Here is a 16,085-nt window from a genome sequence, read left to right as displayed (position 1 = left end):
TTACATATTCCTCCGGTATTGCCCGCCCACTTCATACAGCGCATGCGTGATCTGCCCCAGGGAACAGTGCTTCACCGTTTCCATCAGCTCCGCAAACAGGTTGCCGTTCTGCACGGCCGTTTGCTGCAGCCGTTTGAGCGCATCCCCGCTTTTGAGCGCATGCCTGGCCTGGAAGGCCTGCAGGGAAGTGATCTGGAATTCCTTTTCATCCGTAGTGGAGCGGATCACTTCTGCCGGGATGATGGTAGGGGAGCCGTTCTTGTTCAGGAAGGTGTTTACACCTACAATCGGGTATTGTCCCGCATGTTTTAAGGATTCATAGTAGAGGCTTTCTTCCTGTATTTTGTTGCGCTGGTACATTCTTTCCATGGCGCCCAGCACGCCCCCGCGGGAGGTGATGCGATCAAATTCCGCCAGCACGGCTTCTTCCACCAGCTCCGTCAATGTTTCAATGAAGAAGGAGCCCTGTGTGGGATTCTCATTCTTAGCGGTGCCCAGTTCCTGGTTAATGATCAGTTGTATGGCCATGGCCCGGCGCACGCTTTCTTCGGTAGGCGTGGTAATGGCCTCGTCGTAGGCGTTGGTGTGCAGGGAATTGCAGTTGTCGTAAATGGCATACAGGGCCTGCAGGGTGGTGCGGATGTCGTTAAAATCTATTTCCTGGGCGTGCAGGCTGCGGCCGGATGTTTGAATGTGGTATTTCAGCTTCTGGGAACGATCATTGCCTTTGTATTTGTATTTAATGGCCTTGGCCCAGATGCGGCGGGCCACACGGCCTATTACGGCATACTCGGGGTCCATGCCGTTGCTGAAGAAGAAGGACAGGTTGGGCGCAAAATCATCGATATGCATGCCGCGGCTCAGGTAATATTCCACGTAGGTAAAACCGTTAGCCAGCGTAAAGGCCAGTTGGGTAATGGGATTGGCGCCTGCTTCCGCAATGTGGTAACCGGAAATGCTCACGGAATAGAAGTTGCGCACCTGCTGCTGTATGAAATACTGCTGCACATCGCCCATCAGCTTCAGTGCAAATTCCGTGGAGAAGATGCAGGTGTTCTGCGCCTGGTCTTCTTTCAGGATATCCGCCTGTACGGTGCCGCGCACGGTGCTCAACGCCTGCGCTTTTATTTTTTCATATACTTCCCGGTCCAGCACCTCATCGCCCGCAATGCCCAGCAATTGCAGCCCCAGCCCGTTATTGCCGTTGGGCAGCGCGCCATTATAGCGTGGCAGCGGATGATCTTTGAACTTTTCTTTGATGCGTGCCTGCACCTGTGCTGTCAGCCCGTTTTCCGCGATGTACTTTTCGCACTGCTGGTCAATGGCGGCATTCATGAAAAAGGCCAGGATAATGGGCGCCGGGCCGTTGATGGTCATGGATACCGATGTTTTCGGGTCGCAGAGATCGAAGCCGCTGTACAGTTTCTTAGCATCATCCACGGTAGCGATGCTTACGCCGGAGTTGCCCACTTTTCCGTAAATATCCGGGCGGTGTGCCGGGTCTTCCCCGTACAGGGTTACGCTGTCAAAAGCGGTGCTCAGGCGTTTGGCCGGCTGCTCCAGGGATACGTAGTGAAAGCGTTTGTTGGTCCTTTCCGGGCCGCCTTCCCCGGCAAACATACGGGTAGGGTCCTCGCCTTCCCGCTTCAGCGGAAATACGCCTGCTGCGTAAGGAAACGCGCCCGGTACATTCTCCGTCAGTTGCCAGCGCAGGATGTCGCCCCAGTCCTTGTACTGCGGCAGGCTTACTTTAGGGATGCGGGAATGCGAAAGGCTCTCGGTGTACAGGGGCAGTTTGAGGATCTTGTTCCTTACCTGGAATTCATAATGGTCCGCAGTATACTTTTCCTGTAATGCCGGCCATTCGCTGATCAGTTGCCTGCATTCAGGATGCAACTGCTGCTGCAGGTGCGTTTTGATATTGTTCAATTCTTCGCGTGCCTGCAGGTCTTTCATGGCCAGCACGCCTTCCAGTTGGTATAGCTGGCTGGCAAGGGCGCATTGCTCGTTCACCCACTGGCCGTAATCGTGAATGGCTGCAGTGATCTCCGAGAGGTAACGCACCCTGGCCGGCGGAATGATCTGCGATTGGGTGGTGGTATCGTTGGGGCGCTCATGCTGTAGCGCAGGCCCGAAATGAATATCCTTTTTCCCTGCTATGGCATTCACCAGCTTTTCAAACAATTGGTTAATGCCATGATCATTGAACTGGGAAGCGATGGTGCCTACTACCGGCAGCTCATCATCTTTGGCTGTCCACAGGTTGTGATTGCGCTTGTATTGCTTGCGCACATCGTGCAGGGCGTCCAGCGCGCCGGCCTTGTCAAATTTGTTGATGGCGATCACATCCGCATAGTCCAGCATATTGATCTTTTCCAGTTGGGACGCGGCGCCATATTCCGGTGTCATTACATAGAGGGATACATCGCAGTAATCCGTGATAGCGGTATCGCTCTGTCCTATGCCGGAAGTTTCCAGTATGATGAGATCAAACCCGGCCTGTTTGCAGATGTCCACCGCTTCCTGTATATGCTCGCTCACGGCTTTGTCGCTTTCGCGGGTGGCCAGGGAGCGCATGTAAGCGCGTGGATGGTGGATAGCGTTCATACGGATGCGGTCGCCCAGCAGGGCGCCGCCTGTCTTTTTCTTGGAGGGGTCTACGGAAATAACGGCAATGGTCCTGTCCTCAAAACGGTGCAGGAAGCGTCGCACCAGCTCATCCGTTACACTGCTTTTACCGGCGCCCCCGGTGCCGGTAATGCCCAGCACAGCGCTTGGTTTCCCCGGTTGGGGCTGCCAGTCGGCCAGTTGCTCACTTTCCGCAATGGTAATGGCCTGTGCAATGGTTTTGTACTGCCGGCCGGCCAGTTGCTGCAGTTGCCCGTTCAGCACGGGCACGGTCAGGAAATCGCATTGTTTGATCACATCTTCTATCATGCCTTCCAGCCCCATGTGCCGGCCGTCGTCCGGGGAGTACAGCCGGGTAATGCCATAGGCATGCAGCTCCTCGATCTCTGCAGGCAGGATGGTGCCGCCCCCGCCGCCGAATATTTTGATATGCCCGCAGCCCTTTTCCTGCAGCAGGTCATACATGTATTTAAAGAACTCTACATGCCCGCCCTGGTAAGAGGTAACGGCAATGCCCTGGGCATCTTCCTGGATGGCGCAATCCACTATGTCCGCTGCGGAGCGGTTGTGTCCCAGGTGTATCACTTCCGCGCCTTTGGACTGCATGATGCGGCGCATAATGTTAATAGCGGCGTCATGTCCGTCAAATAAAGCTGCTGCAGTTACGATCCGTATTTTATGTTGTGGTGTATAAGACATATCCGTTTCCCTTTGAATGTGCTATGCGTTGCAATTTACGAAAATAGGCGCTGTAGCGGTGACTGCGGGGAAGAAAGGCGGGATTTAGCACAAAAAACCGCCATGGCTGGCGGCTTCTCTCAATTTACAACGGCACCGGCTCAGGCATTCTGCCCACCGTCCACGTTTATAGTAGCGCCGGTCACGAATGATGCATCGGGGCTGGCCACAAAAGACACCACGGCTGCAATCTCGTCCGGTGAGGCATAGCGTCCCAGCGCCAGCCCGGCTTTTATAGTGGTAGCAAAGTCAGAATTGTCCGGGTTCATATCCGTATCGGTAGGGCCGGGTTGTATCGTGTTCACGGTAATACCCTTTTTACCCAGGTCCCAGGCCCAGCCCCTGGCATATGCAGCCAGGGCCGCCTTGGTGGCGGCATAGTCGGCAAATCCGGCAAACGCCACCCGGTCGGCAAAGGAAGAGCCGATGTTGATCACCCGGCCGCCATCTCCCAGGTATTTGCTGGCAGTGCGCACGGCTGCCGCTACGCCGGTAACGTTTATCGCGTGCAGTCGGGCTACCACATCCAGCGTATCTTCCGCATGATCTACCGGGCTGAATACGGACACACCAGCATTATTCACTATTATATCCAGCCCGCCCAGCCGCTGTACGGCGGTTTCAATGGCGGCTGCAATTGCGGCAGCATCGCCGCTGTCTGCCTGAATGGGCAGCGCTGTGCCGCCTGCTTCTTCTATAGTGGTGGCAAGGGCCAGGGCCTTATCCGTAGCGCTCACATAGGTGAAAGCTACATGTGCGCCATCTGCGGCTAAGCGTTTTACAATGGCCGCACCAATACCGCGGCTGCCTCCGGTAACAAAAGCTACCTTGTTTGCTAAGTTTGACATGATCTGTAATTTTTATGATGAATGAATTCGTTATTTAAAAGAAGGTGGTTCAATATTGCACCAGGTGCAACCCTGCTAGCGGCCCACCGGGGAAATGCTGCATGCGGCCGCCTTGCACCAGCCCGCCCAGGTCTATGCCGGCAAAGCCCATGCTTTCCAGCAGGCGGTGGGTAACGGCTTTAGCGTTTTTGCTGTCGCCGGAGTAGAACACTACCCGCCTGCCGCCATGCTGCTGTGGGTTGGTGGTGATCAGTGAAGGCTGCAGCGTATTGAACACCTTTACCACATTGGCGCCCGGTACTTTTTCTGCTACTATCTCGCTGGAAGTTTTACCGCCCAGGTCCGGCAGGATAAAGCCGGGCATGATCACGGGATTGGTGGGGTCCAGCACTATTTTACCGCTCAGGTCTGGCAGCCCGGCGGTGGCGGCGTCTAGGTGCTTCCAGGGTATGGCCAGCATAATGATGTCAGCCTGCGCGGCCGCAGTGACGGTATCGGCAGTTACACCCGGTAATGCATCTGCAATGGCTTTCAGGGAAGCGGGCCCCCGGCTGTTACTTATGGTTACCTGGTGTCCTGTAGTAGCGGCTGTCTTCGCAAAGGCCAGGCCGATTGCTCCTGCGCCTATGATGCCTATTTTCATGTTTTTCATCGTCTGTTGATTGAATGGGTGATGTATTGTTTGACGATGTAAAATTGCATCAAAAGGGTCCCCTGCTCCAATGACAACTGATAGCAAAAAACCTTGACATTTGTCAAGGTTTCAAAAAGACAGGGGCTTAAGTCTATTTCTTGACGGAGGCGGCTCGTACACGGCTGAGGGTTTCCGGTGTTACGCCTATGTAGGAGGCGATCATGTGCAATGGCACCCGACCCAGGAGGTCAGGATATTTCTCAATAAAGTGCTGGTATTTTTCTTCGGTGGTAAAGCTGATAGCTGCATGAATACGATGATTGGCCGCCACATAGCTGCGATGCACCAGCATGTTCACCATATTGTTAAGGGTAGGTATTTCCCGGCACAGCCGTTCGAAGTTTTCTTTGGTGAACATCACCAGCATAGCATCTTCCAATGCATCAATGTAGTATTCGGAGGGTGTGCTGTTCAGCAGGCTTTCCCGGTCGCCGGCCCACCAATTTTCTGTCAGGAATTTCATAATATGCTCCACGCCTTTCTCATCCACATAGTAGATGCGCAGGCAACCTTTGCTCACAAAGGCATAGTGCTTCCATACATCTCCCTCTTGTAGCAGGTATTGCCTGCGGCGCAGCTTCTTGATAAAGTGCTGCTCCCGGATCATATCCAGTTCCTGCACAGTAAAAGCGCCCTTGGTCTGCAGGTATTGTTGGAAAACTTCAAACATATAAAAAGCAGCACCGTAGCTGCTACCGCAAAGTAGTGAAAATTTACTTGCCGCGATACACCGGTTATTTGTTTAGCAGTTCTTCCTTAACTTTCCTCCAATTCGGTATATTAGCCGGATCAGCTTCAAGGTCCAGTAGTTTTTTTATAGCCCTTGGTAGCCATTCGTCCAGAACCTGCAGGATTTCACGTATGATCTGTTTTTTTCCACTATTTCTTCATTTAAAAATACAAGCCTTTCTATCACAAGAATGATCACATCAGCCGCAGGTACCGGTTTTCAACCTTTACCTTAAAATGGATATCAGCATTCAGCGCTTTGAATATTCTGACGATGGTATCAATAGTGGCGCTATTGGCGCTATTTTCAAGTTTGGATATCTGGGCCTTTTGTACGCCCGCCAGTTTGCCCAATGCCTCCTGTGTCATCTTGCGTTCTCGCCGTGCTTTTTTGATCATACGGCTTAACACATCCATATTAAGTGCATATTCGTATTGCTCTCTTGCTTTGGTGCCGCGCTTGCCAATAAACTCGTCTTTGAGTTCGTCGAGGGAATAGGTATTTAATTTTTTTGCCTTTGTCATAGCTAGTTATTTTTGCCTGGTAAAATAGGCCTGTCTTATAGCATCCGCTTTCACGATTTCTTTTCCCGGCATCTTGTCTGTTTTTTTGATGATGCCGTGAGTAGCTACCACCAGCGTATTGGTCCTGTCTGTTTTATCCCAAAATGCCAGTAACCGGTATTGAAGATTACCATACTTAGTCCTGAATTCCCAAATATCACTGGTCAATTTCTTGAGAAGCCTTGGATCGTTTGTTTGTTCCGTAAGATCTATATTATAGAGTATCTTTTTAACTGCTCTGCTGTCGAGCTCTTTAAAGAATGCCCTTACTTCTTCAAGAAATATTGTTTTGAAATATCTGCTTGGTTTAACCATACAAAAATAACGAAAGTTTCCAAATTTAGAAACTTTCCCATCTGCTTCAGGTTAGTCAGCAGTTAATCCCCCCTTCACACAAACAGCTCCGCCGCTATCCCGTCCGCAAACAGCCGCCCCTCACGGGTAAGTACCAACGAATGTTCTTTTCGCTCCATTTTCCCGGACAGTATAAATTCCCGGCTGCCTGTTTCCAGTTGCCGCCTTGGCTCGTCCCCGAACCGTTCTGCCACCAGTTGCAGGTTGCAGCCGGCCGCGGTGCGCAGGGAGGTCATAATGTATTCGTTCAGCGCCATGGCCGGCGTTAATATTTCGGCTTCAAAGGGCACTTTTCCTTCCCGGATGCCGTTAATGTATACGCTGTTGTTGGACACGTTCCACTGGCGGGAGCGCCCGTTGAAAGAATGGGCGGAAGGGCCCAGGCCCAGGTAATGCGCCCCTTGCCAGTAGCTGCTGTTGTGGCAGGAGTACCAGCCCGGCAGGGCAAAATTGGAGATCTCGTAATGTTCGTAGCCGGCCGCCTCCATCCACTGCATCAGCAGCTCAAAATGGCGGGCGGCCTTATCGGGGTCCACGGGCGGCACTTTATGTTTGCGGATAAAGCTGTCCAGTGCCGTGCCGGGCTCTACGGTGAGTGCATAGCAGGACAGGTGAGGTACGCCCAGGGCAATAGCCTGCCGCACGTTTTCTTCCCAGCCGGCATCGCTCAGGGTAGGGCCGCCATAAATAAGATCGATGCTCAGGTTGCGGAAGCCGGCCGCCTGTGCATCCTGTATGCAGGCCAGCGCCTGTGCACTGTTATGCGCGCGGTTCATCCAGCGCAGGTCTGTTTCATGAAAGGACTGTACGCCTATGCTCAGCCGGTTCACGCCGGCCGCGTGCAAAGCTGCCAGCTTTTCCGGGTGCAGGTCATCGGGGTTGGCCTCCAGGGTGATCTCTGCATCGGGAGTGATATTGAATAGCCGGCGCAGGGCTGTCATCAGCCGGTGCAGGTCGGCATCGGGCAGCAGGCTGGGGGTGCCGCCGCCAAAGTACACGGTGTGCACCGGCTGCCGCTCCAGGTAATGCCGCTGTAACTGCATTTCTTCCAGCAGGCTGGCTACCAGCGCATCCCGCTGTCCCAGGGAAGTGGAAAAGTGAAAGTTGCAGTAATAGCATGCCTGCTTGCAGAACGGGATATGTAAGTAGATGCCGGCCATGGACCACAGACATTTATATTATATTTGCAAACATAAAAATATTCTGGTGCGAAACGGGTTACTATTCCTCTTCATATTAGTATTCAGCGGCTTACAGGTATACGGGCAAACGGACAGTAGCAAAGAACAAACGGTGGACAGCGGGCGGCTGCCTGCCCGGCCCAAAGCGGCGACGCGTGCTCCCCAGGTGGCGGATTCGCAGCAGAATGCCCGGCCCCGTACCGTTACGCGTCCCGTGCGGGCCACCGATACGGTGAAGAAAGCGCCGGTCCGCACGGTTGTTCAAAGGCCCAAACCGGATTCAGTGAGCAATGCCCGTCCCCGCACCGTGGTGCGTCCGCAACAGGCGGCAGACTCGCTGCAAAGGGGGCGTACCGGCACGGCCGGCCGAGCATCGCCGGCTGCCAGCGCGGCTCCGCCGGCCCAGGCAGCCCGCACTGCCACTACCGCCGCTATCGATACCACTGTTACGGCATCGCAGCCGTCTAAGCTACCTTTGAACCGGCCTTCGGCCTATGACAACTTTATGCGTAGCCTGGCAAACAGCAATGTCTTTTTAAAGCCCGACAAACCACGTTATTTCCAGCTCAATCCTTTACGTCCCTACAAGGACCTCGACTGGCTGGTATACCTGATCGGGGGCATTGTGCTGCTCCTGGGTATCATCCGGATGTCCTACCTGAAATATTTTTCAGACCTGTTCAGGGCTTTCCTGAACCCCACGCTCAGCCAGCGCCAGTTAAAGGACCAGCTCTCCCAGTCGCCTTTTCCCAACTTTTTACTGAATACCTTTTTCGCCATCAGCCTGGGTGTGTACTTCTACCTGCTGATGTACCGGCAGCAGTATATTTTTAATGCGGACGCCTGGCTGCTGATACCCGGCCTGGTGCTCCTGGTGGCCCTGGTGTACATCGTAAAATACCTGGTGTTGCGGTTTTGCGGCTGGCTTTTCGGTAATGCCGATCTGGCAGACGCGTATATTTTTATCCTCTACCTGATCAACAAGGTCGTGGGTATTATGCTGGTGCCTTTCCTGGTGATACTGGCCTTCTGCCAGCCGGGAATAGCGCAGACCTTTCTATATATCTCAATATTTTTTATAATCTTACTGGTTGGCTACAGATACATTAGGTCCTATTCAGTGGTAAAGCAGTACCTATCGTTCAGTAAATTGCATTTTTTTCTTTACCTTTGCGCATTCGAAGTAGTGCCAGTGTTGATTTTAACGAAGGTGCTGCTGATCTGGTTAACCGGTAATCCTTGATTACTGCTAAATTGTTAACACAAGAGCAAATTTAAGTATGATTAAAGGCGGGCCAAAAACAGATTTGCAAGTAAAACATCACGTACAGTCGATCCTTATTTCCCAGCCAAAGCCTGAAACTGAGAAATCCCCTTATTTCGACCTGGCTAAAAAATTCAATGTAAAATTGGATTTTTTCCCGTTCATAAGGGTAGAAGGATTGTCTGCAAAGGAGTTCAGGAAACAAAAAATCGATATCCTGAATTTTACAGCGGTCATCTTTACCAGCCGTAATTCGGTGGACCATTTCTTCAGGATCTGTGAAGAGCTGAAGATCAAAGTGTCGCAGGACTGCAAATATTTTTGCAATACCGAAGCCATCGCGCTCTACCTGCAGAAGTTCATTCTTTATCGTAAACGCAAAGTGTTCTATGGGGCAGACGGCTCTACCAAAAGCCTGCTGGAAGTGATGAACAAGCATCGTGACAATGAAAAGTTCCTGTTCCCCAGCTCCGATAGCCAGAAAAAGGATATCGAGGAATGGCTGCGCGCCAATAAATGCGATTACGCTGCCGCTACCCTTTATAAAACGGTATCCAACGACGTAAAGGACATACTGGCTTCCAGGGAATACGATATGATCGTGTTCTTCAGCCCCTCTGGCGTGAAGTCACTGTTCGAGAACGTACCGGAGTTCCAGCAGAACGGCACGCGTATCGGCGCCTTCGGGCCTACCACCTCCGCCGCCGTGGAGCAGGCCGGGCTGCGCCTCGATGTAAAGGCGCCTGCGCCTAAAGCCCCTTCTATGGTGGCCGCACTGGAACAATATCTCGCAGACTTAAGCAAAAAATAATCCTGCGATCTCTGAAAAATAAACGTACTTGCAGGGACGGCATAACGCCGTCCCTTTTTTTATGCAAAAAAAACAGGAAGGGGCCTGTACTGTTGCTGGTTTTGCTGAATATGAGTATATTGGGCAAAGGCCAACTTACCCGGTCAAATGCAGCTTTTTTTTAACCATAGCCTGTGTGAATTGTGAATAAACTAGCCGGAGAAACAAGTCCGTACCTGCAGCAGCACGCGCACAACCCCGTACACTGGTATCCCTGGGGGGAGGAAGCCCTGCAGAAGGCTTTGCAGGAAGACAAGCCTATATTGGTCAGCATCGGTTACGCGGCCTGTCACTGGTGCCATGTAATGGAGCGGGAAAGCTTTGAGGATGAAGCAACGGCCCGCATCATGAACGAGCATTTTATCAATATCAAGATAGACCGGGAGGAACGCCCCGACCTGGATCACATTTATATGGACGCCGTGCAGGCCATGACCGGCGCCGGCGGATGGCCGCTCAACGTATTCCTGACACCGGATAAAAGACCTTTTTACGGCGGCACCTACTTCCCGCCCGTGAAGGCATACAACCGTCCTTCGTGGAAAGAGGTGCTGTTGGCGCTGGCCCAGGCCTTTAAAGAGCGCCGCAGCGATATAGAAGAGCAGGCAAGCAACCTGACGGGCCACCTTTCCCAGTCCAACCAGTTTGGTACCCTGTCTGCCTCCATTGTGAACATTCCCAGGGAGGAGCTGTTCAACCGCGAGCAGTGCGATACCATTTTCCGTAATATCATGGCCCAGGCAGATAAGACCTGGGGCGGTTTTGGCCGTGCGCCCAAGTTCCCCGGCACCTTCACCATACAATACCTGCTGCGCTATCACCACAGTTTTGATGCGCCGGAGGCCTTGCAGCAGGCCCTCCTTTCCCTGGACAAAATGCTGCAGGGCGGCATGTACGATCAACTGGGCGGCGGGTTTGCCCGCTATAGCACGGATGACCGGTGGCTGGCCCCCCATTTTGAGAAAATGCTGTATGACAATGCCTTGCTGGTAGACACGCTTTGCGAGGCCTGGCAGCTTACCCGCAACCCGGTGTATGCGCAGACCATTAAGGACACACTGGCTTTTGTGGAAAGGGAGATGACGGATGCGCAGGGCGGGTTTTACGCTGCCCTGGATGCCGATTCGGAAGGGGAGGAAGGAAAGTTCTACACCTGGAGCAAGGCGGAAGTAGACGCAATACTGGGTGAAAAGTCGCCCCTGTTCTGTGAATATTATGATGTTACCGAACCTGGCAACTGGGAGGGAAAGAATATTTTATGGGTGCAGCGCCCCCTGTCTGCATTTGCAGCGGAAAAAGGACTGGATGCCGGTGCCCTGCAGGAGCAGTTGCACGCAAGCCGGCAGCAGCTCCTGGCTGCCCGCGCCACCCGCGTGCGCCCCGGCCTGGATGACAAGGTGCTCCTGGGCTGGAACGCGCTGATGATTCATGCCTATGCCAAAGCCTATGCTGCACTGGGCGACCCGCATTACCTGGATATGGCCGTACGGGCCATGGATTTTTGCTGGGAGCACATGCGCCGGGAGGGCAATGAGCCGGCTTTTTATCATACCTGGAAAGCCGGCCAGGGAAAGCATCCCGCTTTCCTGGACGATTATGCCTTCCTGGTAAGGGCGCTCATCCTGCTGCAGGAGGTAACCGGCAACCAGGACTGGCTTTCCCGTGCCCGGCAACTGGTGGAGCTGGTCATAGCCCGGTTCTCCGATGAAGCAGGCAGCTATTTCTATTATACTACCGTAGGCCAGCGGGACGTGATCGTACGGAAAAAGGAGGTGTACGACGGGGCCACGCCCAGCGGCAATGCCGTGATGGCCGCCAACCTCTGGTACCTGGCCATTGCTTTCGACAACCGGCACTGGGACGGCCGGGCGCTGGACATGCTGGCGCGGCTGGCGCAAACCGTGGTCCGCTACCCTACTTCCTTTGGCGTATGGGCCTCCACTATCCTGCAGATGGTAAAGGGCACCCGGGAGCTGGCCGTGGTAGGGCCGGAGTACCTGGCCCGGGTACAGGAGGTGAATGACTGTTACATTCCCTTCAAGGTGCTGCTGGGAGCGGAGAAGGATCAGCCGGGCTTTCCTTTGCTGCAGCAGCGGGAGCGTGCGGGAGAAACGCTCATCTATTTATGTGAAAATTATCATTGCATTAAGCCTGTTAATTATATAGAAGAAATAATTAATTTAAAAAAATAATTATTAACTTGCAGTACTATTAAAGGCATAAGGGTGAACAATTGAACAAATGTCAACGGATTTATATAATAAAATGTTAAAAACGACGTTTAATGTTATTGCCGTAGGTACTGATCGGAATTGAAAAAGTTGTACGAAAAGATACTACGGATTAAAAATAATTGTTACATTTGTTATCTTGCACCAATTCAGATGTGGATAAGTCATATGTCAACACTTTTGTGGAAAACTTACGGCAAATTCCGTCTGGTCCTTTGAAAGACTAATTTATCAGATTGAAAGCTACCCTTATGAAGCTTAATTATTCTAGTGGTCTGTTCGCTATTTTGCTGGTAAGCCTCCTCGCAAGCTGCGGAGGTGGCAAAACTCCCAAGAATGCGCAAGGGCAACTTATAGGAGTGAGCCCCAGACCGAGGTATTTCCCTCCTGTACCATATGGAATGGTGTATGTGCCTTCCGGAACTTTTCACATGGGCCCCAGTGACGAGGATGTGAACTATGCGTTCACCGCCCGTAACAAGTCCATCTCCATTTCCGGGTTCTACATGGATGCTACCGAGATCACCAACAACGAATACCGCCAGTTCGTAAACTGGGTACGCGATTCCATTGCCCACATCCTGCTGGGCCATGTGAAAAAAGATGGTGATATAGACATTATCGACTGGAAGCAGAAGATCAACTGGAAAGACCAGGCTACCTATGAAAAGATAGATGCCATGATCTATGCCCCGGAAGACCGGCTCTACAATAAAAAGGAGATCGATGTATATAAACTCGTATACCACCAGGAAACCTTTAACTGGGACCAGGCCAAGCTGCGTGAGAACCACGGCAAGCCCCGCTCACAGTTCATTGTAAAGAAAGACGTGCCCATCTATCCCGACACGCTGTGCTGGATCCGGGACTTCTCCTACGCTTACAATGAGCCGATGACCCGTATGTACTTCTGGCACCCGGCTTTTGACAATTACCCGGTGGTAGGCGTTACCTGGCACCAGGCCAGCGCTTTCTGCGAATGGCGCAGCAAGTTCTGGGAAGATTACCGCAACTCCAAGAAGCTCTTTACGGAAGATAAATTCCAGTTGCCCTCCGAAGCACAGTGGGAATACGCAGCCCGCGGCGGCAGGGAACAAACGCCCTACCCCTGGGGTGGTTACTATATCCGTAACAAAAAAGGATGCCTGCTGGCCAACTTCAAGCCCGGCCGCGGTAACTATCCTGAAGACGGCGGCTTCTACACCGTACGGGCAGATGCCTACTGGCCCAATGATTACGGCCTGTACAACATGTCCGGCAACGTAGCCGAATGGACGCAGGATATCTACTATGAGAATGCGTATTCTTTCACTTCTGATATGAACCCTTACCTCCGTATGGATGTACCCGATGATGCCGTGCCGAAGATGAAGCGTAAATCCGTAAGGGGTGGCTCCTGGAAAGATATCGGTTATTTCCTGCAAACAGGTACCCGTTCTTTCGAGTATCAGGATAGTGCAAAATCATACATAGGCTTCAGATGCACCATCGCCTTCCTGAGCCGTTCCAAGAACGATTTCAACAAGAAGTAAAAATAATAGCCATGTATATTGAGAGAAACCTGATCATGTACGCGCAACGCAAATCTTTGAGCAATAACTATTCCGTAACAACAACTTTAACCTTCATTAACTTTAACCAGATTAAATTTTAACCTATGGCTATGAATCCTAACAAAGCGAAATGGTTGAACTTCTTTGTATGTATTGCAGCTTCCGTAGTAATCATCGGTGCACTGTTCAAACTGCAGCACTGGCGCGGCGCTGATATCGCCCTGATCATGGGTCTGAGCGTGGAAGCGCTGATCTTCTTCGTGTACGCTTTTGTACCGGATACCTCTGCCACCCCGGCACCGGCAGAAGTGGCTTATGCAGGTCACCCCGCTGTGGCTGGTATGGACAAAATGCTCCAGGAAGCAGACATTACACCTGCCAACCTGCAGCGTCTCAGCGAGAACTTCCAGAAATTAGGTACTACTGTAGATAAAATGAGAGACATCAGCGACGTGGTAGCGGCCACCGGCGACTATACCCAGAAAACAAGGGAAGCTGCCAGCGCTATCGGCAACGTGGCTATGGCATATACTACTGCTGCACAGGCGGTTTCTTCCTTCAACAGTGCATCAGAATCCACCAGGCATTTCCATGAGCAGATGCAGGGCATGACCAAAAACCTGGCTTCCCTGAACGCCATCTATGAACTGGAGCTGCAGGACACCAATAATCACCTCAAGGCCATGAACAACTTCTACAAGAACCTGTTGAGCACTTCTCAGGCCATGAGCGGCAGCATCGACGACGCAAGAAGAACGCAGGAGCAGATCACCCTGCTGGCCAAGAACCTCAGCAATCTCAATACTGTTTATGGTAACATGTTGAGCGCTATGCACGGAAGATAAGGTACGCTAATAGTTTTGAGTTAACATCACAGGTAAACAATTAAATCTGAAAACAAACTATGGCACTACCTAAAGATCCAAGGCAGAAGATGATCAACTTCATGTACCTGGTCTTAACGGCCATGCTTGCATTGAACGTTTCTGCTGAAATATTAAACGCATTCAATATTGTAAATAATTCTATCAATACTTCCAACAGCTCTATCACTGACAAGAACAACATTGTATACGACCAGTTTGAAAAACAAATGGGCGAAAACCCGCTGAAAGTAGGCCCCCTAAGGACCAAAGCCCAGCAGGTAAAAAAGCTGTCCAGTGATATGTACGCTTACATTGAATCCTTAAAGGAGAAGATCATCCAGGAAAGCGGCGGCAGGGACGAGAACGGGGAGATCAAATCAAAGGACAACCTCGATGCGCCTACCCGTGTAATGGAAAACCAGAAGCAGGGCCCGGCGCTGGAAGGCAAGCTGAAAGAGCTGCGCACCAGGCTGCTCACCTATATCGATCCGAAACTTAAGGCGCAGTTTGAAAAAACACTGCCCCTGAAGATTGAAGTAAGCAAGCTGAACACCGGGCACGACGGCGTGGGCGTAAAGCCCAAATCCTGGACCACTTACCATTTTAACATGGTGCCCACGATCGCTGCCGTAACCATTCTCGGTAAGTTCCAGAACGATATCAAGAACTCCGAGGCCCTGGTAATTGACGAGCTGTTCCGCCAGATAGACGCCGACAACTTTAAATTCGATAAAGTAAGGCCGTTTATCTCTCTGAACTCCAAGAACCTGATGGAAGGACAAACACTGACTGCACAGATCGCCGTAGGCGCTTACAGCAGCACCGTGAACCCTACCATTACGGTAAACGGACAGACCATCCAGGCTTCCGAAGGGCTGGGCACCTTTACCATGCCGGTGTCCGGTATAGGAGAAAAGACCATCTCCGGTACCATTACCCTGCCTAAGCCTAACGGGGAGATGGAGTCCTATAACTTCACCGAAACCTATAATGTAGGTGCTTCTACCACCTCCATTTCTGCCGATAAGATGAACGTGCTGTACATAGGGTTGCCGAACCCGATCTCTATCTCTGCGGCCGGTGTGCCTGCTGAAAGCGTGAATGCTTCCATCAGCGTGGGCAACATCCGCAAACAGGGAGCCGGCAACTATATTGTCACCGTTACCAATCCCGGCAGGGCCATCATCAATGTAACGGCCAATGTGGACGGTAAAACCAAAAGCCTGGGCAGCAAGGAGTTCCGCGTAAAAATGATACCTGACCCCGTACTGAAGGTGGGTATGAACAAAAGCGGCGTAATGAAAGCTGCCGACTTTAAAGTACAGGGCGGTTTAAGGGCCGACCTGGAAAACTTCGAGTTCGAAGGCGTAAGGTATGATGTAGTAAGCTACCGTGTAGGTATTGAATCCCGCGGCCGCGACTATGTGGAAGGTGACGCTAATTCCGCCTACTTCCCCAGCAGCGTAGTGCCCGCTATCCGCTCTCTGCGTGCCGGCGACCAGGTGTACTTTGATAACGTGAAAGTTAAAGGTCCGGACGGCATTGTACGAAGCATGGGTAATACTTCGTTTAAATTAAATTAACA

The 16,085-nt window shown here is 52.0% G+C and carries 13 protein-coding genes; 6 read left to right on the top strand and 7 right to left on the bottom strand.

All coding sequences use genetic code 11. The features are described from left to right. The 7 genes from LX66_RS04010 to hemW form a co-directional block, all read right to left on the bottom strand. Entirely contained in the window at positions 1–3,327 is a 3,327-nt protein-coding gene (locus tag LX66_RS04010) for a methylmalonyl-CoA mutase family protein (RefSeq protein ID WP_145710599.1), read from the bottom strand. A gap of 140 nt (positions 3,328–3,467) precedes the next feature. Beyond that, positions 3,468–4,214 (bottom strand): SDR family NAD(P)-dependent oxidoreductase, encoded by a 747-nt coding sequence (locus LX66_RS04005; RefSeq protein WP_145710598.1) that lies wholly within the window; start codon positions 4,212–4,214, stop codon positions 3,468–3,470. A gap of 49 nt (positions 4,215–4,263) precedes the next feature. Continuing rightward, entirely contained in the window at positions 4,264–4,953 is a 690-nt protein-coding gene (locus LX66_RS04000) for an NADPH-dependent F420 reductase (RefSeq protein ID WP_262713207.1), read from the bottom strand. 46 nt (positions 4,954–4,999) lie between these two features. Beyond that, positions 5,000–5,578 carry a Crp/Fnr family transcriptional regulator gene (locus tag LX66_RS03995; RefSeq protein ID WP_145710596.1) on the bottom strand — a complete coding sequence of 193 codons (579 nt, stop codon included), beginning with the start codon at positions 5,576–5,578 and terminating at the stop codon, positions 5,000–5,002. 254 nt (positions 5,579–5,832) lie between these two features. Beyond that, positions 5,833–6,162 (bottom strand): helix-turn-helix domain-containing protein, encoded by a 330-nt coding sequence (locus tag LX66_RS03990; protein WP_145710595.1) that lies wholly within the window; start codon positions 6,160–6,162, stop codon positions 5,833–5,835. Positions 6,163–6,168: 6 nt separating this feature from the next. After that, positions 6,169–6,516, bottom strand: coding sequence for a type II toxin-antitoxin system RelE/ParE family toxin (locus tag LX66_RS03985; protein WP_145710594.1), 348 nt, complete (start codon positions 6,514–6,516; stop codon positions 6,169–6,171). 74 nt (positions 6,517–6,590) lie between these two features. Then, positions 6,591–7,715 (bottom strand): radical SAM family heme chaperone HemW, encoded by a 1,125-nt coding sequence (hemW, locus tag LX66_RS03980; RefSeq protein ID WP_145710593.1) that lies wholly within the window; start codon positions 7,713–7,715, stop codon positions 6,591–6,593. A gap of 46 nt (positions 7,716–7,761) precedes the next feature. Between hemW and LX66_RS03975 the strand changes: the two genes are divergently transcribed. The 6 genes from LX66_RS03975 to porM all read left to right on the top strand — a co-directional run bounded on the left by LX66_RS03975 (position 7,762) and on the right by porM (position 16,083). Beyond that, the gene (locus tag LX66_RS03975; protein ID WP_158642526.1) at positions 7,762–8,979 is read left to right on the top strand and encodes a DUF4271 domain-containing protein; all 1,218 of its coding nucleotides are present in this window, start codon (positions 7,762–7,764) and stop codon (positions 8,977–8,979) included. A gap of 166 nt (positions 8,980–9,145) precedes the next feature. After that, a complete protein-coding gene (locus tag LX66_RS03970) occupies positions 9,146–9,811 on the top strand; it encodes a uroporphyrinogen-III synthase (protein WP_244620284.1) in 666 nt (221 codons plus the stop codon). A gap of 182 nt (positions 9,812–9,993) precedes the next feature. Next, complete coding sequence (locus tag LX66_RS03965; RefSeq protein ID WP_145710590.1) at positions 9,994–12,042, top strand: thioredoxin domain-containing protein; 2,049 nt, start codon at positions 9,994–9,996, stop codon at positions 12,040–12,042. 290 nt (positions 12,043–12,332) lie between these two features. Next, on the top strand, positions 12,333–13,613 hold the full coding sequence (gene porK, locus LX66_RS03960; protein WP_145710589.1) for a T9SS ring complex lipoprotein PorK/GldK: 1,281 nt from the start codon (positions 12,333–12,335) through the stop codon (positions 13,611–13,613). A gap of 131 nt (positions 13,614–13,744) precedes the next feature. Further along, on the top strand, positions 13,745–14,479 hold the full coding sequence (gene porL / locus LX66_RS03955; protein ID WP_244620282.1) for a type IX secretion system motor protein PorL/GldL: 735 nt from the start codon (positions 13,745–13,747) through the stop codon (positions 14,477–14,479). A gap of 59 nt (positions 14,480–14,538) precedes the next feature. Then, on the top strand, positions 14,539–16,083 hold the full coding sequence (gene porM / locus LX66_RS03950) for a type IX secretion system motor protein PorM/GldM (protein ID WP_145710587.1): 1,545 nt from the start codon (positions 14,539–14,541) through the stop codon (positions 16,081–16,083). The last annotated feature ends 2 nt before the right edge of the window (positions 16,084–16,085 follow it).

It is taken from the genome of Chitinophaga japonensis, from assembly GCF_007830125.1.
GTDB lineage: Bacteria > Bacteroidota > Bacteroidia > Chitinophagales > Chitinophagaceae > Chitinophaga > Chitinophaga japonensis.
This window is presented reverse-complemented; position numbering and strand designations above follow the sequence as displayed.